Here is an 18,998-nt window from a genome sequence, read left to right as displayed (position 1 = left end):
GTCATGCGGTCAGCGTGGCAATTTCGTCCTCGAGATTCTGTCGAGCTCGGGCTTCCCAAAGCGAAATGGATGCCTCGAGTCGATAGATCGTGGGTCGGTCTAGATAGCTGCGGAGAATCTGCGCTCGCCCCGCCCGAAAATCTTTCTCGTCGACGTGGGCGTATTCCTTGCGCACCGATTCCGTGTACTCCCGGTAGCGCTTGCTGCCCGCGCCGAAAATGGAAAGGTCCGCATCCAAGAGGTGTGCAAGGGGGAGCGGAGCATTCGAAGTATCAGTACCCGGTGTGGTCGCGAGGATGAAATCGCGAACCCGGGTGACTGTCACGGGGTCGAGCCCGATCGCTTCGAGGGATGCGACTGCCAGTTGCGCCGAAGCGCGCTCATCCTCGCCCACGCTGCCGGCATACACAGCGTCGTGATACCACGCGGCAAGCAGGGTCGTGGGGGAGATCCGTTCCCCGAGCGTCTGCAGGTGATTCAAGGAGAGCAAGACATCCTGCAGGTGCCGCTCATCATGATAACTCCGGTGAGATTCGCTCCATCGTTGGAGCAACTCAGTTCCGAGCGCATTCCAGTCAGTGCTTCGATTGAGGTGAAAGAGCCCACCCAGTCGGCGCCATTCCTGCTCCAGAAACCGGCGGCGATGCTGTGGTTCGAGACGGGGCCGATCAATCTGTCGGGCTCGAAGCCCGGACTCTCGCAGCGCTCGCACGAGGTCGTGTCCCGACACGGGCCGGGCCCCGAGTGCGATCGCCCGGTCGTAGTTATATTCACCAATGTCATAGTGGTCGAGGTCAAAGCTCCGTCGGGGCGCACCGAGTCGAGCCGCAAATTCGTGCAGCTCATCCAGATTTGAGTCTGAAATGAGGTGACTCCAAAGGATGCCGTGGGCGGGCCAACGGGGCGGGTCGATCAGTATCGCCATCGTCTCAGGGTAGCGCGCGGTGGCTGGCGCACGCGCCGTACCCGCTCGCGGCAGCTGGGTGTCATTCGTGGTTCGCAGGTGCGTTGGCTAACGTCGAGCATCGTGAATTTCTTCGACACTCCCTGGCTGCAGGAACTCTGGGCGCGGATCGCACCTACCGGTGACTCCGGTGATATCCCAGCCGAGACGCTGATCATTGTCCTGGTCGTTGCCGGTATTGCGGTTGGTGTGCACTTCGTGTGGGTTCGATTTCGGCTGCTGATCACGCTCGTCCACGAGCTCGGTCACGCGGTGATCGGGATGCTCGTGGGCCGAAAGTTCACCGGTTTCGTCTTGCGTGGTGATATGTCGGGGGCGGCCGTGACCGCGGGTCCGGTCAAAGGCTTTGGCCGAATCATCACGACTTGGGCTGGCTATCCCGCACCCGCCGTGATCGGCGCGCTCTTTGCATGGCTCGGTGCCGAGGGGTGGGCCGCGCCAGTGATCACGGTGGTGCTGCTGATCCTTATCATTGCGCTCTTTCGGGTGCGCTCCTTTCTCACCGCGGTGGTGATGCTCGTTTCGATCGCCGCGTTCGGAGCACTGTGGTGGTGGCGAGAAGACGCAATCCAGGCGCCCGTGCTCTTAGGGCTCGGGACGGTGCTCGTCATCGGCGCGTGGCGTCACCTCGGTGCGGTGTTTCTTGGCGGCGGACCCGAAAGTGACCCGGGTGTGCTCGCTCAGCTCACCTCGGTCCCGAAGTTCATCTGGAATCTCAGCTTCGCCTTGGTCTGCGCACTGGCAACCGGGGTCGTCGCAGCCGAGTTCTCCAGGGTGATCTGGTTCTAAGCGTCGAAGGGGAGCGAGGTCTGCTCTCGAAGCGCATCCGCGAGCGGATTCTTCAACGTTTCGACGTAGGTGGCCGTCAGGTGGTGCTGATCCCGATAGGTGAGTACCTCACCGATGATGGGGGAGCACTCTTCACGAGGGCACACCATTTCGCTCATGTCGACGGTCGGGACAGCCACTTCCTCCGCAGCCTCCAATTGCGCTTCAGCACCACCGGCATTTCCCGAATGCTGCGGGAGCGTGCAGTTCGAAAGCGAACTGAGGTTGGTTGCCACACATTCGGGGACGTTCACTCCCGCCGCCGGTGGGTCAACGAGGACCGTCAACTCGATATCCGCGTTGAGTAGCGGCTGCCAGGCTCCCGCGAGACCATCGGCGAAGGACTCCTTTTCAGCCGGCGTATAGCCGTAGGAACTCACAATCACGTGGTCGGGTTTCGCATTCTCGGTGAGTTCTTCTTGGACGCGTTCATTCCAGTCCACGCAACCGGTGTTGGTGCGATCTTCACCATCGAGCAGGGGAGTATCCACCAGCGGGCATGAAGACTTCGTGTAGATCACGAGTCGCCAGCCCTCATCTGCAGCGATCTGCTCGAGCGCGGGAAACCACTGGGCGGCATGTGAATCGCCAACCAACGCCACGGTCGTGTCGCCGTCTGGGTCTCCGTACACGCACGGATTGGCGACCGCGTTCTCGGATGACTCGTGGCAATCATCGGCGTAGATCCGGGGGAGATCCTCATCAACCTCGGCGAGTGAGGGTGCGAAAGCGGCCGCCTGATCATTGGGTTCGGCAGCATCGGGATCATCCACAAGCACTTCGGCCCCGGCAGCATCCGCGGCGGCCACCGCTTGCTGGTGGGGAATTGCAATGAGCATTGCACCAAGAAGTGCGGCCGCAAGCATGAAGGCGAGTCCCAATTGCAAGGCCGAATGCAGCCGTCGCTTGAGCAGCTCCCAATTGCGGAATGGCACCTCGATATACCGATAGCTCAACCAGGCTGGCAGGAAGGAAATTGCCACGATCATCAGCCCCTGCCAGGGGTTGATCGAGCCACCGAAGAGGAACGTGCCGAGCACAATGAGCGGCCAGTGCCAGAGGTAGAGCGAGTAGGACAGGTCACCGATCCATCGCATTGGCCGGAGTGAAAGTAGGCTCCCGACGCCTTGAGTGGCGCGGCCTCGCATCCCACCAATTATCACGGCGGCGGCACCGAGGGTTGGGAGCAGTGCCGCGGCACCGGGGAACGGTGGGGTAGTGGCCGTGAACCAGACTGAAGCCAGCAGGATTGCCCCGAGTCCGAATACACCGAGCAGGTGGCCCAGTCGATCGCCGATCTGTTCAAGTGTTGGAGCATAGATCGCAATCGCCGCTCCGATACCGAGTTCCCAGAGCCGTGTGCTGGTCACAAAGTAGGCGGGGGCCGGGTTGGTCGCGGTTTCGTAGATGGACCAGGCAAGCGAGGGGATGATTACAATCCATACGCCGATCTCAAGGTATCGACGAATTCGGGCACCGTCAGGAACATCCGCCCCGTTACGTCGTCCGGCTTTCCGCGCGAACCAGAGCCCGGCGATCATAATGAGTGGCCAGACGATGTAGAACTGTTCTTCGACGGAGAGCGTCCAGAAGTGTTGAACCGGGCTTGCTGCATTCTCCGCGTCGAGGTAATTGGTGCTGCTCGCAAAGACCCAGTTCGCGAAGTAGAACGCGCTACCGATGATTTCGTTGCCGATGTCCTGCCAACGCGTCACTGGCAGGATTGCAAGGGTTGCCAGCGCAGTGAAGGCGAGCACGACTGTCGCCGCAGGAATAATGCGCCGTACCCGTTTTGCGTAGAAGTCGGCGAGATGGATGCGACCGGTCTCGAGGCTGGAGCGCAAAAGCCCGCCGGTGATGAGGAATCCTGAGATCACGAAGAACACGTCGACGCCGATAAAGCCACCGCCAAATAGCGGTACGCCGGCGTGATAGAGCAGCACCACGCCCACAGCAATCGCGCGCAGTCCCTGGATGTCAGGGCGGAAGGAAGATCCCGATTGCTTGCGCGTTGCTGCTGGTGCATTACTCTCGCGAATGATCTCGCTAGTAACTGACATCACACTTCTCTACTGAATCGGCAATTGGAAATCAGCCAGTGAAGCAGATAACACTGAATATTGCTTCTCAGCGTCGGTGTTCGCCTGTTGCTCGTTGTGCACACGAACGCCAGCACCTTGGTTATTGGAGGTGTGTGCTTTCTTCTTCCAGGCGACGCTTTTGCGGAGCCGGTGTGAATTGCCCGGTCGCAAGCAGCACCACCACGAGGATCAGTGGCACGATCCAACCCGACCAGCCGAGGATCGTGGCCTGAGTGGTGTCAATTTCTGCGCCTGCTTGTGCGAATACCAGGTGGGCACCTGCGGCGGCATTGAACGCGGCGTGGGCCAACGCTGCTGGCCACACGGATTCTGATCGCAAGCGCAGCCAGGCAAATACGGCACCGATGATGATGCACATGCCCACCATCATGATGAGGGCCAGCCAGCCTGGCGCACCGGCGTAGTTGTACCCCAGCAAGATCAGCGGTGCGTGCCAGAGCCCCCAAATCACGCCGGAGAGCAGGAGCGCAGGGATTGTGCCGAGCTTCATCAGCTTGGGGAGGAGCCAGCCGCGCCAGCCGAGCTCTTCGCCGAGTGCTGGGATGAGATTGATCGCCGCGCCGATCGGGATATTGGCGAGCTGTGCCGCGACCAAGACACCGATTGGAATCGCCATGTCGGACACTCCCGCGTCAGCAAGTTGCGCATCCACGAGCTGTTGGAATCCAGAAAAGTTTTCGAAGTCCGCGGGGTAGAGGCCAAGCGCGGCGCCGATGGGGAGTGCGATCAAGACGAGCGCGACCGGCACGATGAGCCCGAGGGCGAGATAACCGATAAATCTTCCTACCGGTTTCAATGGCCATATGCCGAGTGCTCGCACGCTACGGGACGGCTTATCAATGAAGAACACGACCAGAAGCGTGGCGATGGCGGGGGTGAACATCATTGCGAGGGAAATGAGCGGAAACCATGGGCTCAGGAGCCCTTCGCCAAGCCACAGCGGTAATGCGATGAGCCAAGACAGGCCAAATGCAAGGATGAGGAAGACGGCTATTGAACGAATATCGCGGCGGTTCATGACTCACTTTCCGAGGCTTCCTAAACGGGCATTCCAAAGCTCGACTGCACGCGGTAGGGCGTCGTGCAACCCTACGCGTACGGAGTCCCACATATGAGCAGACCGGATCGTGTGCCCCGGGGAGAGTGGCACCGAAGTTAGATTGTCATAATGTGCATTATCGGATATTACTTGGAGGTATCGAGCTCGCGGCTCGCTGTCCCTACGTGCGCGCCGAAGCTGTGAAATCGCGTAGTATGTCCATTGTCGCCGCAGTCATGCGGAGAAGTTTTTAATCGTCACGTTGGGAGATTCTCTGTGAGCGCCCTCATCGCCATTGGCTGCATGCTCGTATTCGCTGCCGGTATTGCTTGCTACCCGCTCGCTTTCCACATGGAGTCCGACACGCTGTCGCTGCTCGTCTTCATCGCCGGAGTGCTCCTGAATTCCCTGGCATTTTTCATCCCCTGGCAGGTCGTCGGCCGCAGTCGAAAATAAGCTCTAATTCAAAGTCAAAACCCCAAGCGCCACCCATTGAGAGGTGGCGTATTGGTTTAAGTCCGAAGTCCCTACGACCGCTCCACCCGCAATCTATGGCTTTCGAACCTTCCCTTGACATCTCGGTCCGCTTTCGGGCATCAGCCGAAGAGGTCTGGTCGGCACTGACCGACGAAGAAAACGCATCCAAGTGGTGGCCCGGCTACCGCATCCGTATCAAGAACAATGCCAAGGGCAGCTTCGCCATCAAGAGCCAAAGTAAGTCCAAGGGCAAGCATTTCTCGCGGATCAGCGGCGCCATCACCAAGGTCATCCCCGGTGAAGAGATCCGTATTGCATTGCAATCCGAGCCGGATAATTTCCGCTCCGAGCTGCGTATCTATGTCTCGCAGCTGAAGAATAAGTCGCGCCTGCGGCTTGTAGAATCTGGCCTGCCCGAGACGAGTAACAGTCACCGCATCGTCGCAGAATCGAAGGATTTTTGGCGCGACTTCCTTGCGGCGCTGAGTGACCACCTCGACAAATAGCTGGAAGCCATCCGCGAGAATAAAGTGCGTTCCACAGGCCATTCTCTGCCTGCAGAACGCACTTAGATTGTCATAATGTTGGCGCGCGAACTATCCGCGGCGACGCAGCTTATTCCGCGTTAAAACTAGAAATGTCGCCGATAAGCCGCAGATTATCTGCAGGTACCGGTTCTACGGCGGCTTTCGCGACCTCAGCGGCAAACTCGGCCACGTTCAGCAGCTTTCCGGCCTCTTCCCGGCGCTGATCAATGGCACCCGGGTTGAGCCGATTCAACAGTGTCGCGGTGATGGTGCCCTCGATCATGTCTGCCGACACCACAACAAAGCCGATTCCAGACGCTTCAAGCTCCGGCACGAGCGCCAGCAGCGCATCCTCCCCCGCGCGCTTCGACCGTGCAACCGGCTCATACTCGGGCATCGTTGGCGTGGTGTTGATGAAGTGAGCTTGGTGGCTCGTCACGAAAACCACGCGTGCGTCGGCCGAGAAGATCTCTCGGGCTGCCTGCAGCATCCCTACTTGAGCGTCGCGATTGAGTCGAAGCGCGTAGTCCTCCCCCAGGTTCGCCTCCATTCCGCCGGATGCGTTCAAGACGAGAATATCGAGACCGCCGAACTCATCCCGAATGGTCGCAATCATCGCGTTGACTGAGGACTCATCCGTGAGATCGGCACCAATGGCGATCGCAGTACCGCCAGCTGCGTTGATTTCGTCAACGAGCTTCTTGGCGCGAGCTTCTTTATTGCGGTAGTTAACCACCACGTTCGCGCCAGCCTGCGCAAAATAACGCACAGTGTCGGCGCCGACACCGCGCGAGGAACCGGTCACGAGCACGCGCTTACCATTCAACGAACCTGGCGCGAGCGGATTTTCAATAGCTTCAGACATGAGTGCGATTCTACTGTGCAGTTCCACGCACGCTTCAAGGCGAGTCGCACGAGAAAGTGGCTGGTGCGGGTGCACACTAGAGCCATGGGCTATTTTGAACCGGCGCCTCCGCGTATTTTGGCGCATCGCGGGCTGGCCCTCGAAGTACCCGAAAACACGATTGCCGCGTTCCGGGCCGCGTTCGATCTTGGCATCACGCACATGGAGACGGATGCGCAAATTACTCGAGACGGTGTGGCCGTACTGTGGCACGATCCCACGCTCGAGCGCTGGGATGGCACACGAGCTCGTATCTCGGATCTCACCCTCGGTGAGTTGCAACAGCGCGGCCGGAAAGAGCATCAAATATCGACTGTCGCTGAAGCGCTCGAGGCGCTGCCGGAGGCAAACTTCAATATTGATGTAAAGGACGTCAATGCCGCAGAAGCGGTATGCGAGGGGATCGAATGGGTCAACGCACAAAATCGCGTGGTGCTCACTTCCTTCACCGAACGCACCTGCAGGGTAATGCGGGAGCTACTCCCCCTCGCCTTCCACGGCACCTCGTCGCGCCGGATGGTGATGGCGCTCATTGCGATTGCGCAAAAGAATGAACGACGGCTCGCAAGAATCTTGAGCGAATGTGACGTAGTCCAGGTGCCACCACAGATGGCGCGCATCCAGCTCCTCACACCGACGCGCTTGGCCGCATACAAGCGACATGTCAAAGAAGTACACGTCTGGACCATTAATGATCCCGCTGAGATGCAACAGTGGCTCGACGCTGGCGTCGACGGCATCGTCACGGATCGAGCGGATCGCGCCATCCCACTAGTGACGTAGTCGGCCGCTGGAATACTTTCCAGCCCCAATGCGTTTAGAATTGATGGATGTGTGTGCGGCAATCCCTTGCCCACACGTTTTTGATGTGAAAGGAGCCCGCAATGGCAGATCGCAGTTTGCGCGGCATGCGACTTGGATCGCAGAGCCTCCAGAGCGATGAGGGCGTGGTACTTGTTGACCACCAGCTCCGTACCTACCGCGCTGAGGATGGCACACGTTTCGTCGTGACATTCGCGGCGGATGCAGAGGCCCCCGAGGTATGGGTCTCGCCAAAGACCGGTGTTGAGGGACGCCTCCTTGATGAGGAAGGTGACCTCGTTCCTTACGAGGCTCCCGAGCAGAAAGCACAGCGCACGCACTGGGACATGCTCCTCGAGCGTCGCACCGCTGAGGAACTCGAGGAAGTCCTGCAGATTCGTCTCGACCACCTCCGCGAGCGACGCGGTACCCAGCGTGCCGACCGTCGCGAACCAACCGCAGGAGCACCTCAGACCTCCGGTCGCGCAGGCGTGCCCGAAAACGTCCCGGAACTCGCAAACCGCGCCCGGGCGCAGACGGCTGCAGAAAAGGTCGCCGCCGAGAAGGCGGAGAAGGCCGCAAAGCGCAAGAAGGCTGCTGCGGCAGCCAAGAAGAAGTAGCGCTCTTCCGATACCTTCGAGACTGCAGGTGCCCCCGTTCTCAGCGAACGGGGGCACCTGCAGTTAAGCCCGCTTCCGGATTTTCGGGCTGGTCAGCACGAGAACCAGGCCCAGGCCCGCGAGGAACACTTCGAGGTGCTTGCCCCAGAACATCGCGAGCGTGGTGTGGTCCGTCGTCGGGAGTTCCGCGGTGAAGGATCCCGGCGTATACCAGTCGAGCGCGGCAATTTCGCTGCCATCCGGAAGGTAGGCCGCCGACCATCCCACCGTCGAGGCCTGCACGAGCGCCCGACCCGTCTCTACCGCTCGCAGCCGTGCGGTGGCGAGCTGCTGCCCGGACTCATCGGTATACCCAAAATCGGCATTATTGGTGGGAGTCAGCAGCACCTCGGCACCATCATCAATCGCTGCACGAATCAGCGCGTCATCAACAATGTCGTAGCAAATGAACACTCCATATCGGACTCCTTCACTCGCAATCACATTGCTGCGGGTTCCCGGCGTGTACTCGCGCTGAATGAGCCCGACCAGATCGGGGGCGAGCGCCATATAGAAGTCACGGTGCGGCACGTACTCACCGAAGGGAATTGGATGCGCTTTGTCATAGCCCGTCACCGGTCCTTCGCCCGCGACCCAGAGATACTGGGTATTAAAGAACTCAGTGTCGGGGTCGTTGTAGTCGCCAGTCATGGTCACGGTGTTCGCCAGAATCGGCGCATCGAGGTACTCGGCGATTTGATCGTGGATGCCTGCCGAGGCTTCTGAGTACCAGGGACTCACGTCGACGGAACCCTCTGGCCACAACACCAGGTCAATATCGCTCGTGTCTTCGGCAGCAATGGTTTGATCGGCATGCGCGGTGAGGATCTCCCCCCGTTCCGAACTGATGAAATAGCTCGCGCCGGGTGTGTCACCCTGCACGGCGAGGATGCGCACGGTGCCCGTTTCGTGCGTGGGCCACAGCGGCCAGGCTGCGAGCAGGGAGGCAATCAAAGCGAATACGCCAAGACGCCACAACGGCTCCACGAAGCCTCGCTCCGGCTTCAGTGGTGTTCCCTTCGGCACCAGTGGTGTGCGCTTCGGTAGGTGCGCGAGCTCGAGCGCAAAGGCACACAACCACACCATGACAAAGCTGAGTCCGCTGAGGCCGATCCAGGACACTATTTCCACAAAGGGCGCATCCGATTGCGACTGAGCGAGTCTCCCCCACGAAAATCCCCCGTAGGGAACGGTCGATGACAGTGCCTCACGGAGCGTCCACAACCCGGCCACAGCCAGTGGCAGCGCACCGAGCGGTTGGAGCATTCCCGCGCGGGAGGGTAGGCGTCGATATGCGAGGGCGATAAACGGAAACGCTGCCGCCCACCAGAGCCCCATGAGCACGCACAGCGCTATCCAGGGCACCGGCCCCAAGAACAGTGAGGTCCACAGCACATGCGACAGGTAAAACACGAGGCCGGAGACGAAACCGAGCGAGGCAGCATCCCTTGGTCGTTGCCCTCGGACACCCCAAAGAATAAGGAAGACACCAATGAAGGCGCAGGGCCACCAACCTCGATCCGGGAACGCGAGCGGAAGAATCAGCGCCCCGGCAAGACTCGCCGCTATTGCGGCTGGCATGGCGAGCGGCCGAGTCGGGTGCCGAACCGTAGCCAATGAGTGCTCGGTGAGCGATGGGCTTCGCTGCGTGAGCATTTGGCTCACTGATTCGCCTCGGAGTAGGCGACGATGCCGCGTCGAATAAGCTCCCCAGCCTTACGGGCTGCGGTCGACAGCTTGCCGGTTTCCACTTGGGAAATCTGGTCCAGTAGGTCTATGGCTTGCTTGCACCAGCGCACGAAGTCACCGGCCGCCAAATCGGCTTTCTCAAGCACCCGATCGAGCGGGAAACCGCAGGCCCACCGGTACATTGCCGGCACGAGTCCGGTTGCGAGCTCGTTCGTACGCGGCACTCGGTGCTCGTGTTCGAGGTGGTCGAGTCGCTCCCAGAGCTCTTCAGTGCGGGCGAGCGACTCGCGAAATGCGCCCTTCGGCAGGTGGCCAATGGGCGGATTTTCTTCTTCGCGGCGAGGTTCATAGGTGAGCGCACAGGCCATCGCGGCGAGCATTTCCGGCTCGAGGTTGAGCCACACCTGCCGGCGGATGCATTCGGCAACCAGCAGATCGCGCTCACCAAAGATCCGTTTCAACCGCTGCCCGTGTGCGGTGGTGTTGAGTTCATCCTCGGTCTCTCCCTGTTTGAGATAGCCAAGTTCGAGAAGCAGATCGGTGAGCCGGTCGAAGGTTCGCGCAACCGCGCCGGTTCGACGGGAAATCTCATTGCTGAGTCGATCGGTATCGCGCATGAGCTTCCAATAGCGTTCTGCCCACCTGGCGTGGTCTTCTCGCTCTGGGCAGTCGTGGCAGCCGTGTTTGCGCATTTGGGACCGCAGCGCCTGCAACTCCTGGCTGCGTTCCTCGCGACGCGCATTCGCTTTCGGATCGTCCTTGAGGATTTTTTGTTTCTCGAGTTCGCTGAGTTGGCGGCGGATCTTCGAGTATTCGAGAAAGTCACCGCGATCGCAGTGCATTGCCTCGGCGTACCCAGCCAATGCTTCGCGCTGCTGCTTGACTCGCCGGGCAATATCCACGACCGCTCGATCGGCCTGAAACTGAGCGAATGATGATTCCAGTAGTGCCCGGGTGCGTTCACGTCCGAAGCGATCAGTGAGGTTCACCGTCATGTTGTAGGTAGGTCGGAATGAAGAGTTGAGCGGGTACGAGCGCTTGGATGCCAGGCTCGCCACACCCTCGGGCTGCACGCCTTCACGCCACTGCACGATCGCGTGCCCCTCGGTGTCGATTCCTCGGCGTCCGGCGCGGCCGGTGAGTTGTGTGTACTCCCCCGGCGTGATGGGCACGCGTGAGACACCATTAAATTTCTCGAGGTTCTCGAGCACCACGGTGCGTGCCGGCATGTTGATGCCGAGGGCGAGCGTTTCGGTGGCGAAGACGACCTTGACGAGCTTGCGCTGAAACAGCTCCTCAACGATCTCTTTGAATGCGGGTAAGAGTCCCGCGTGGTGCGCTGCGACGCCGCGTTCCAGCGCATCCTGCCATTCCCAGAAACCGAGTGCCGCGAGGTCTTCCTCGAGAATATTTCTCGTGCGTTCCTCCACGATCCAGCGAATCTCATCTTGCTCTTGACGAGAGGTCAACCGCACTCCGGTGCGAACCACCTGCTGCACGGCAGCGTCGCATCCGGCTCGAGAAAAAATAAAGAAGATTGCGGGAAGCAGCTCATACTCGTCGAGCATGTCAACGAACGGTCCCCGATCGAGCCTGGGGGTGTGCCGTGGAACGTCTCGCCCGCGACGTGACCGGCCGTAGCCGCCGGTGCCCCGGTATTGTTGCACCGCTCGAACGAGGTCCGGGTTGACCTGGTCGGTCAATTGCTCGCGTTTGGTGCGGAAGAGGTCGTGCAGTCGCGACCCGACGAGGACGTGCTGATACAGCGGTGTTGGTCGAACCTCCGACACAATCACGTCGGTCTCACCGCGCACGGCCTGGAGCCAATCGCCGAATTCCTCCGCGTTCGAGACGGTAGCCGAAAGCGACACCAACCGGACTTCACTGGGCAGGTGGATAATGATTTCTTCCCACACCGCGCCGCGGAAACGGTCCGCGAGATAGTGAACTTCGTCCATCACCACGTACGCGAGGTCGGTCATCAGCTCGCTGCCCGCGTAGATCATATTGCGGAGCACCTCGGTGGTCATCACCACAATGCGCGCTTGGGAGTTGATATTGACATCACCGGTGAGCAGCCCGACTTCGCTCGGGCCATAGTCGGCAACGAACTCGCGGTATTTTTGATTCGAGAGCGCCTTGATGGGCGCGGTGTAGAAAATCTTGGCGTTCGGGTCCCGCATCGCAAGAAATACGGCGAACTCGGCAACGATCGTTTTTCCCGCACCCGTCGGTGCGGCAACGAGCACCGATCGGCCCGCTTCGAGCGATTCACAGGATGCTGTTTGAAAGTCGTCGAGGTCGAAGCGTTGCAGGCTTCGAAAGAGTTCAAGCTCGGGAAGTGTCGCGCGCTTCTTTGCACGGGCGAACCGTTCAGCGGCGCTTGGCTCAGTCAAGCTACTCTCCCACCTCGGTGTTGCTCAGAAGGTCTTTACTTAGTTTCTCATCCCGTTTTCGCTGTCGCCGGTCATGCAAGAGGGCAATTCCAACCGCAATGAAGTAGAGCGCGATCATCGGGATCATCAGCAGGATCATGCTCAGGACATCCGCTGCCGGGGTCGAAATCGCGCCAAAGAGTGCCGCGATAAGCACTGCCCAGCGCCAGCCACTCAAAATCGACTTTCCCGAAATCAGACCGGCGAAATTCAACATCACCAGAATGACCGGCACGACAAATGCCACGCCCACGGCCAGGCACAGGGTCAATACAAAGGAGTAGTAGGTCTTGGCGTCATAAAACACCGTATCCTCGGTGGGCACGAACATCGCCATCACTTCGATCATGCGTGGCATCAGCACGAAGCCGAGCGCAACTCCCCCAAGAAACAGTGGGATCGCGGCGCCAAGGAAGCCAATGGCGTAGCGTCGCTCAGTCTTCTTGAGTCCGGGCATGAGAAACATCCACACCTGGTAGAGCCACACCGGAGATGCGATCACGATGCCAAGCGTCAACGCGATCTGCATGCGCAGATCGAAGCCGGTGGTCACATTGGCAAAGTTGATTGAGACTCGACCGTCGCGAGACTCCGAGATGATTTCGATGGGGCGACGGATGAGATCGAGCGCCGAGTCGGTAAGTAGAAATCCGCCAATCATGCCGATTACGATCGCGATCGCACACACGATCAGTCGGTTGCGGAACTCGATGAGGTGCTCGACAAACCGCATCCGTCCTTCCGGATTGCGTTTATTCGAGTATTTCGATCGCTTCCGCGGCGTAGCCGCCATCGACGCTACCTAGCTGCGGTGTCGGGGCCGTCCGAAGCGGAGTCGGTTGGCTTCCGATCGCTTGTGTCGGATGCGCTGTTCGGTGCCGTGCCCGCGTCGGACGCTCGTTGTGCGGTGCCATTTTCGGTACCGGCTTTTGAGTCATCAGCATTCATCGACTTCATCTCACCGCGAAAAATACGCATCGACTCCCCGAGACTCTTGGCCAATTTCGGCAGTCGAGTGGCGCCAAAGAGCAGCAGAATAATGATGACGAGGATGACAAAAGTCCATCCCCCCATATTTCCCAGTGGCATCTATTGTCCCTTCCTAGGGTGCTCGACCAAATATGCGTACTGCATCGGATCGGCGTGTATCAGTGTATTTGCGTGTTCGAGCTTTCGCTCGCGTCGTTCCTCTCGGCGTGCGTCTCTTGCTTCGACGAACGCGTCCCGCTCATCAAACACCTCGCGCGAAGGTCGCAGGATGGCAGATCGACGGGGTTCGTATGGCACTGCGGCTTCTTCAGCAAGCCTGCCCAGTTCTTCGTTCAGCAGCTGCAGTCGGTCAATTTCCGGCATGAGCGCCGTGAGCTTCCGCCATAGCCAGAGCGCACCGATCACGAGCACTGCGATGAGCAGGACTACGAGTCCCGTCCAAATGAGCACCCACGACCACCACGACATAATTCATCAAGTCTACGCGCTCTACTAGGATTCCGTGCGCTCATTCGCAAGTGCCGCTTGTGCCCAAGAGGCCATAAATGCGCGTGCCTCGGGCGGCCCTTCTACGATGACGGCACCGGCATGCTCGGCAGCGAGTTTTGCCGCCACGTGATACGAGCGGAAGAAGACTCGGCAGCGTGAGAAGCCATCCGCGTCGAGCGGCGGAAACTTCTTGCCGTTCAAATACGGTCGCAACGTGGAGAACGCGCTCGGTGCGATCGCTAGCTCCAGCTCCGGCATCGATTTTCCCCGCACCTGAAGCGGGTGATTGCGTTCAGTCTCGCTGTACGTCCCGATCGGCTCGTCACGCTCTTTGAAGGAAAGAATCCGGTCATGACGGAACCAGCGCATCCCCTGCCGCAGATGACAATAGGCGCTGAGATAGACCATCGCACCATGTACTTCGAGTCGAAGCGGGTCAACGACCCGTCGTTCAGGTGCATCGGCGTGTTCAGCAAAATAGTCCAGTTCGAGCTGCGTGCCACGATCAAGTGCACGACGCATTGCGGTGATCACCGGGTTCTCGTCACGGTTTTTCGCACCGGTCTCGGGATCACGACCGAGTAATTTCGCGGAGAGCCGGTCAATGATTTCCCGTTCGGATTCGCTTCGGTGCTCTCGAATCGCGTCGAGTCCAATCAGCACCGTCGCGAGTTCCTGCGGGTCGAAACGTCGTGCCACTCTGGCAGCGGGATCGTGGGTGAGTTTCACCCACGGTTCTTCCGCCTCGAGTCCCTCGGCATCGAAGTCAAACATGTTCTCCGAACCGCTCAGCACCGTGTCCGGGAATTCAAGTACCCAAAGAAACTCGATCACCTCGAGCATCCGCTCGCTACTGACACCGAAATAGCTCGCCATGTCGGCGAGATCGTAGCCGTGTTCGTGTCGGCGAAGGAAGGTGAGCACCGACATGATCAGCACCGGGTCAATTCGAGTTGATTGCGCCATCACTCGCCTTCTTCCGCCGGGTTCGGATGCGCTGCCGCGGCGTCGGAATGTACGCGCAGCATTGTTTCGTGTCGTTCGCGGACGCCATCGCGCACGGCAGCTGGTTTCACCACGTGCACCTGTGTACCGAGACCGGCGAGCTCATCCGTGAGCAAACCGTGGTCCCAATCGCGTACGAGGAGTTCTTGCCAACCATCGTGGTTGTCCGCCGTCGACACCGGCTCTCCCCGCGCGCTGAGGCGGACCTGTGCCTCGCTGCCGACTTTCACTTGCACCCAAACCGGATTCTCTTCCGCGAGAGCCTCCAGCGAGGCGACGACATCCCTATCGCGCGGCAACTTTCGATCGTGTGCACCGAGATCGGTGATGTCCGAGAGGATGCGCGTGAGGAGGAAGTTTCGCGGTGCACTCCGATGGTGGTCATAGCCGTGCAGGAGCCACCGGCCGCGGTGGACAAAGAGGTGCAGGGCATCCACGTCCCGTTGCTCAGGGGTGGCGCTCTGTTGCTTCAGGTATTCGAATCCGATCCGGCGTCGATTCGCCACCGCGTCACGAAGCGCACCAAACTGCGGCGCAGTCGAGACCACCGTGCGGGGCGAGGATGGCTGGAGTTCGGCGCCCGAGTCGCCCTGACCGAGCAGCTTTACGAAGGTCTGGCGAGCGGCAGACTGCAGGTTCGGGTCGAGCCACGCCGAAGTGGCCTCATTGACCAGCAAAATCTCTTCGGCTGTGAGTTCAATGCTGGTACCACCGGCCGCATCCTGCTTCACCTGATACCGATAGCGCGCGCGATCCCCCGGAGCTGTTGGATCGGCCACGGTTTCAATCTCAATGCCGGTATCTGCCAGCAGCGCTCGGTCGCGCTCAAACATCTTCTCGAGACTGTCGCTTCGGCCTTCGGCATCATAACGCTGACGATATTCCGCGACCGACTGGTAGATTTCTTCCGAGGTGATCGGATGCGGGGCCTCGAGCAGTCGGACGAGCAATCGCATCTGGCGTTGGTGGCTTGCAGAAAGGGCGGGGTTTGGTTTCGCGGCCATAATTCGACGCTACATCGTGGCAATAATGTCGACGACGAACACGAGCGTGGAACCGGGAGGGATGGTGCCGGTGTCTTGGTCGCCGTAGCCCAGCTCCGAGGGGAACACGGTCGTGATACGGGAGCCGACCGTTTGATCTACCAGTGCGTTGGCAAATCCCTCCACTACCCCGGTGGTTTCAAAGGAGATCGGAGTCCCCCCGTTGGTCCAGCTCGAGTCGAATTCCGTGCCGTCGCTGAACAGCAAGCCCGTGTACTGCACGGTCACGAAGTCACCGGCCTCGACGGTGGCACCGTCACCCTTGATTGTGACGTCGATGACCTGCTCGGTGGGTTCCGGCTGATCCGAGTGCACCTCGATGGTGGGCTGCGCACCCGGTTCCCCCGTGACCGTCACTAGATCCTGGGTTGCTTCTTGCGGTTCGCCATCGGCAGCGTCCCCGGCTGCGATGCTCTGCACATCGAGGACCAGCAGCATCGGCGACACATTTTCGGCACCCGTGGTGCTGCCAAGCATGACTTCGGCCGGAACAATCACCCCGATTCGCGAGTTTGCCGGCACATCAGCGAGCATTGCTGCCATATACGCGGGAAGCTGTGGATTGTTGAGTTGCACACCACCCTGAATTGGCATGAACTCACCGCCCTCGCCGGTGCCCAGGTCGTAGACACCCTGCTTCATGACGACCATCGACTCACTGGTCAGTGGCTCGCCGTCGCCCTCCACGACAATGGTTCGTTCCATTTGCTCGCCCACAAGATCTGCAGCTGGCAACGTCACCTCGGGAGTGTCGCCGAAGTTCTCTGAAATGACCGCGTTGGAAATGGCTTCACCGTCCTCGATGATCTCGAAGCTCGGTGACGCGCCGATATCTGGTGTCGGGCCGGTCGAAGACTCCGGGTCTGTGCCGGCGCATCCGCTAAGGATGAGCGCAAGGCTGAGTGCACCAGCAACGAGTAGTGATGAGCGAGAACGCATGAGGTCCAATTTCTACGAGGTGTTGATTGCGACGGTGTGCCGCTGAGGCCGTGGCAGTGAGGTGAATTACTCGACGCTGCGCTACTGTGCGTCGAGCGATTCGGCCCCGAGAATGTCGACGACAAAAACGACAGCGTCGCCCTGACCCAGGTCCGGACCGAAGGAGCTATCCGGCGCCGCGGCGATCGCGCTCGCAGGCACCACTACGACGACCTGGGAACCGACGCTTTTGCCAACCAGCTGCGTCGTAATGTCGTATACCGCGTCGCCAGGACCGGCGGGAAGCTGGAGCGCGGGACCCTGGTTGCCCCAGGTGGTCAGCAGCTGGGTTCCGTCTGTCCAACCAAATGCACTCAGGTGCAGGGTGAGCTTTTGCCCTTCCTCAACCTTGGGCCCGAAGCCGTTGATGGTGACACCGACTCGCTGCTCAGTCGGTGCTTGCTCCTGCGGCATCGTCACTCCGGGAGTGCCGTCGGGTGCGGTGACAACGGCGGGAATGCCATTCTGCTGGGGGCTGATACGACCGGATGCAGCGGAGTGATAGACCTGGTTGACGTCGACCGAGACGATGGCTGACTGGGAGGCAAGGTCTTCCGGAAGCGACGCCGCCATCTCTTCAGGGAAGAGCTGGTCAACTCGCATCGTCGCGTTAACCTGTTCGCCCGCCTGAGCGCACTTCATTGCTTCACCCACCGAGGAGAAGTCCACGGGCATGCCGCCAAACATGGGTGCGGGGAAGCTACTCAGGTAGTTGAGGTTTACCGGACCCACCGTGCCGTCGGGCATCTGCATGAGTTCGGTCGGCGAGACAATCTCGGTGCCGTCTTCCAGAGCGATGGAGAGTCCGAACGAAGCGATCGCATTCTCGTTAATGACCTGGCCTTCGCCATCCCCGGTCACTTCTACCGCGAAGGCTGTCGCCGGCTCGCAATTGGTGACGTTGTCACTCGCGGGAATCTGTGCGCAAGCGGTGAGTCCGGCAAGTGCCACTACTCCCAGGGCTGCGATGGCTGGCTTACGGAATTTCGCGACGATCACTCGGTCGCCTTCCCTTCGTTGTGTTCGGTTGGCTGTTGGCTGCCGGAGTCCATTATGTCCCCCGAAGCTGCCGCGCGGGTTCGTTCCGCGCCGTTGGTGGCTTCTCGTCCGCGTTTACGGAGCACCCTATCGCTGACTTGGCGCTCACCAAGTGCAGCGGAGGTCCACGCCGCATCATCGCTCGGGGTCCAGGCTTCGGTATCCGCCAGCGAAGCGGGAGTCTTCGACCCGCGCACCTGCTTTGCCGGGAGCACGGTGTTGGGGGCGAGCCGACGCGCCGAAATCAGAAATCCGGTATGGGCGACCATCCGATGGTCCGGGCGGACAGCGAGTCCCTGCACGTGCCAGCCGCGCACCATCGTTTCTTCCGCATCCGGCTCCGAGTAGTTTCCCGATGCGCGAATCTCCTCCGCCACGCGCGAAAGTTGGGTTGCCGTGGCGACGTAGCAGAGCAGCACACCGCCCGGGACAAGCGCGTCTGAGATTGCAGGTAAGCATTCCCATGGCGCGAGCATGTCCAGCACCACGCGATCGACGGAGCCGGGCTCACAGGCGCCGGGAAGCGCATCCTGAAGATCGCCCAGCACGATCTCCCAGTTCTCGGGTTCGGCGCCCGTAACACTGACAACGTTGCCGCGGGCAACATCGGCGAATTCGGGGCGACGCTCGAAGCTCTTCAGTGATCCTGTACCGCCAAGCATTCGCAGAATCCACAGTGACAGTGCCCCGGAACCAACTCCCGCTTCCACCACGCGCGCACCGGGCCGGATATCGGCCTTCGCGAGAATCATGGCCGCATCCTTCGGATAGATGATCGCGGCGCCTCGTGGCATCGACATGATGACGTCGGTCAGCAGTGGCCGCAGCGCCAAGTACTGAGTGCCCTCACTGCTGGCGATGACCGAACCATCCGCGAGGCCGATTAGCTCATCGTGCGCAATCGTGCCCTGATGCGAGTGCATCTGCTTCCCCGACTCAAGCCAGATGGTCGTGAGCCGACCCTTTGGATCGGTGAGTTGAACTCGTTCTCCGGCTCGAAAAGGGCCGGATGCTGGGGCAGCGTGCATTG

At 60.2% G+C, this 18,998-nt stretch carries 18 protein-coding genes and 1 pseudogene; 5 read left to right on the top strand and 14 right to left on the bottom strand.

Annotation, left to right across the window (positions count from 1 at the left end):
* Position 1: 1 nt before the first annotated feature.
* A complete protein-coding gene (locus tag ACTHXA_RS08280) occupies positions 2 to 925 on the bottom strand; it encodes a DUF4031 domain-containing protein (protein ID WP_441671251.1) in 924 nt (307 codons plus the stop codon).
* Positions 926 to 1,027: 102 nt separating this feature from the next.
* Between ACTHXA_RS08280 and ACTHXA_RS08275 the strand changes: the two genes are divergently transcribed.
* Positions 1,028 to 1,753, top strand: a complete 726-nt coding sequence (locus ACTHXA_RS08275) for a M50 family metallopeptidase (protein ID WP_441671249.1) — start codon at positions 1,028 to 1,030, stop codon at positions 1,751 to 1,753.
* On the opposite strand, the gene ACTHXA_RS08270 is transcribed toward ACTHXA_RS08275, so the two are convergent.
* Both ACTHXA_RS08270 and ACTHXA_RS08265 read right to left on the bottom strand, forming a co-directional pair.
* Entirely contained in the window at positions 1,750 to 3,852 is a 2,103-nt protein-coding gene (locus ACTHXA_RS08270) for an acyltransferase family protein (protein ID WP_441671247.1), read from the bottom strand. The genes ACTHXA_RS08275 and ACTHXA_RS08270 overlap by 4 nt on opposite strands.
* Positions 3,853 to 3,973: 121 nt before the next feature.
* Positions 3,974 to 4,912, bottom strand: a complete 939-nt coding sequence (locus tag ACTHXA_RS08265) for a CPBP family glutamic-type intramembrane protease (RefSeq protein ID WP_441671245.1) — start codon at positions 4,910 to 4,912, stop codon at positions 3,974 to 3,976.
* Between the two features lie 297 nt (positions 4,913 to 5,209).
* On the opposite strand from ACTHXA_RS08265, the gene ACTHXA_RS08260 reads away from it, so the two are divergent.
* Positions 5,210 to 5,389: a hypothetical protein gene (locus ACTHXA_RS08260; RefSeq protein ID WP_441671243.1), complete on the top strand. Its 180-nt coding sequence runs from the start codon at positions 5,210 to 5,212 to the stop codon at positions 5,387 to 5,389.
* Between the two features lie 95 nt (positions 5,390 to 5,484).
* Complete coding sequence (locus tag ACTHXA_RS08255) at positions 5,485 to 5,916, top strand: SRPBCC family protein (RefSeq protein ID WP_441671241.1); 432 nt, start codon at positions 5,485 to 5,487, stop codon at positions 5,914 to 5,916.
* A gap of 109 nt (positions 5,917 to 6,025) precedes the next feature.
* Here the strand turns inward: ACTHXA_RS08255 and ACTHXA_RS08250 are convergent, their stop codons facing one another.
* Positions 6,026 to 6,802, bottom strand: a complete 777-nt coding sequence (locus ACTHXA_RS08250; RefSeq protein ID WP_441671239.1) for an SDR family oxidoreductase — start codon at positions 6,800 to 6,802, stop codon at positions 6,026 to 6,028.
* A gap of 84 nt (positions 6,803 to 6,886) precedes the next feature.
* Between ACTHXA_RS08250 and ACTHXA_RS08245 the strand changes: the two genes are divergently transcribed.
* Together ACTHXA_RS08245 and ACTHXA_RS08240 are read left to right on the top strand one after the other, a co-directional pair.
* Entirely contained in the window at positions 6,887 to 7,624 is a 738-nt protein-coding gene (locus ACTHXA_RS08245; RefSeq protein ID WP_441671237.1) for a glycerophosphodiester phosphodiesterase family protein, read from the top strand.
* A 101-nt stretch (positions 7,625 to 7,725) separates the two neighbouring features.
* A pseudogene (locus ACTHXA_RS08240) lies at positions 7,726 to 8,079 on the top strand (RNA polymerase-binding protein RbpA); the annotation flags it as partial.
* Positions 8,080 to 8,325: 246 nt separating this feature from the next.
* Here the strand turns inward: ACTHXA_RS08240 and lnt are convergent.
* The 10 genes from lnt to ACTHXA_RS08190 form a co-directional block, all read right to left on the bottom strand.
* Positions 8,326 to 9,957, bottom strand: a complete 1,632-nt coding sequence (gene lnt, locus ACTHXA_RS08235; protein WP_441671393.1) for an apolipoprotein N-acyltransferase — start codon at positions 9,955 to 9,957, stop codon at positions 8,326 to 8,328.
* 5 nt (positions 9,958 to 9,962) lie between these two features.
* Positions 9,963 to 12,386: a DEAD/DEAH box helicase gene (locus ACTHXA_RS08230; protein WP_441671235.1), complete on the bottom strand. Its 2,424-nt coding sequence runs from the start codon at positions 12,384 to 12,386 to the stop codon at positions 9,963 to 9,965.
* A gap of 1 nt (position 12,387) precedes the next feature.
* Positions 12,388 to 13,218, bottom strand: a complete 831-nt coding sequence (tatC, locus tag ACTHXA_RS08225) for a twin-arginine translocase subunit TatC (RefSeq protein ID WP_441671233.1) — start codon at positions 13,216 to 13,218, stop codon at positions 12,388 to 12,390.
* A 5-nt stretch (positions 13,219 to 13,223) separates the two neighbouring features.
* Positions 13,224 to 13,514 (bottom strand): Sec-independent protein translocase subunit TatA, encoded by a 291-nt coding sequence (gene tatA, locus ACTHXA_RS08220; protein WP_441671231.1) that lies wholly within the window; start codon positions 13,512 to 13,514, stop codon positions 13,224 to 13,226.
* Positions 13,515 to 13,883, bottom strand: coding sequence for a hypothetical protein (locus tag ACTHXA_RS08215; RefSeq protein ID WP_441671229.1), 369 nt, complete (start codon positions 13,881 to 13,883; stop codon positions 13,515 to 13,517). It lies immediately after the preceding gene.
* Between the two features lie 24 nt (positions 13,884 to 13,907).
* The gene (locus ACTHXA_RS08210) at positions 13,908 to 14,870 is read right to left on the bottom strand and encodes a helix-turn-helix transcriptional regulator (protein WP_441671227.1); all 963 of its coding nucleotides are present in this window, start codon (positions 14,868 to 14,870) and stop codon (positions 13,908 to 13,910) included.
* On the bottom strand, positions 14,870 to 15,913 hold the full coding sequence (locus tag ACTHXA_RS08205) for a helix-turn-helix transcriptional regulator (protein ID WP_441671225.1): 1,044 nt from the start codon (positions 15,911 to 15,913) through the stop codon (positions 14,870 to 14,872). The genes ACTHXA_RS08210 and ACTHXA_RS08205 overlap by 1 nt, the downstream gene beginning before the upstream one ends.
* A 9-nt stretch (positions 15,914 to 15,922) precedes the next feature.
* A complete protein-coding gene (locus ACTHXA_RS08200; protein WP_441671223.1) occupies positions 15,923 to 16,891 on the bottom strand; it encodes an FKBP-type peptidyl-prolyl cis-trans isomerase in 969 nt (322 codons plus the stop codon).
* 81 nt (positions 16,892 to 16,972) lie between these two features.
* On the bottom strand, positions 16,973 to 17,929 hold the full coding sequence (locus ACTHXA_RS08195; RefSeq protein ID WP_441671221.1) for a hypothetical protein: 957 nt from the start codon (positions 17,927 to 17,929) through the stop codon (positions 16,973 to 16,975).
* The gene (locus tag ACTHXA_RS08190) at positions 17,926 to 18,996 is read right to left on the bottom strand and encodes a tRNA (adenine-N1)-methyltransferase (RefSeq protein WP_441671219.1); all 1,071 of its coding nucleotides are present in this window, start codon (positions 18,994 to 18,996) and stop codon (positions 17,926 to 17,928) included. The genes ACTHXA_RS08195 and ACTHXA_RS08190 overlap by 4 nt, the downstream gene beginning before the upstream one ends.
* Positions 18,997 to 18,998 lie beyond the last annotated feature (2 nt).

Source organism: Gulosibacter sp. (assembly GCF_052090685.1).
In the GTDB taxonomy this organism is placed as follows: Bacteria; Actinomycetota; Actinomycetes; order Actinomycetales; family Microbacteriaceae; genus Gulosibacter.
The sequence above is the reverse complement of the archived record's forward strand: the minus strand, read 5'-3'. Positions and strand labels throughout refer to the sequence as shown.

Excerpts from the sequence above, each read along its gene's own strand:
- ACTHXA_RS08280 (WP_441671251.1), bottom strand. The coding sequence starts at position 925 with ATGGCGATACTGATCGACCCGCCCCGTTGGCCCGCCCACGGCATCCTT.
- ACTHXA_RS08270 (WP_441671247.1), bottom strand. The coding sequence starts at position 3,852 with ATGTCAGTTACTAGCGAGATCATTCGCGAGAGTAATGCACCAGCAGCA.
- ACTHXA_RS08265 (WP_441671245.1), bottom strand. The coding sequence starts at position 4,912 with ATGAACCGCCGCGATATTCGTTCAATAGCCGTCTTCCTCATCCTTGCA.
- ACTHXA_RS08255 (WP_441671241.1), top strand. The coding sequence starts at position 5,485 with ATGGCTTTCGAACCTTCCCTTGACATCTCGGTCCGCTTTCGGGCATCA.
- ACTHXA_RS08250 (WP_441671239.1), bottom strand. The coding sequence starts at position 6,802 with ATGTCTGAAGCTATTGAAAATCCGCTCGCGCCAGGTTCGTTGAATGGT.
- ACTHXA_RS08245 (WP_441671237.1), top strand. The coding sequence starts at position 6,887 with ATGGGCTATTTTGAACCGGCGCCTCCGCGTATTTTGGCGCATCGCGGG.
- lnt (WP_441671393.1), bottom strand. The coding sequence starts at position 9,957 with ATGCTCACGCAGCGAAGCCCATCGCTCACCGAGCACTCATTGGCTACG.
- tatC (WP_441671233.1), bottom strand. The coding sequence starts at position 13,218 with ATGGCGGCTACGCCGCGGAAGCGATCGAAATACTCGAATAAACGCAAT.
- tatA (WP_441671231.1), bottom strand. The coding sequence starts at position 13,514 with ATGCCACTGGGAAATATGGGGGGATGGACTTTTGTCATCCTCGTCATC.
- ACTHXA_RS08215 (WP_441671229.1), bottom strand. The coding sequence starts at position 13,883 with ATGTCGTGGTGGTCGTGGGTGCTCATTTGGACGGGACTCGTAGTCCTG.
- ACTHXA_RS08210 (WP_441671227.1), bottom strand. The coding sequence starts at position 14,870 with ATGGCGCAATCAACTCGAATTGACCCGGTGCTGATCATGTCGGTGCTC.
- ACTHXA_RS08205 (WP_441671225.1), bottom strand. The coding sequence starts at position 15,913 with ATGGCCGCGAAACCAAACCCCGCCCTTTCTGCAAGCCACCAACGCCAG.
- ACTHXA_RS08200 (WP_441671223.1), bottom strand. The coding sequence starts at position 16,891 with ATGCGTTCTCGCTCATCACTACTCGTTGCTGGTGCACTCAGCCTTGCG.
- ACTHXA_RS08190 (WP_441671219.1), bottom strand. The coding sequence starts at position 18,996 with ATGCACGCTGCCCCAGCATCCGGCCCTTTTCGAGCCGGAGAACGAGTT.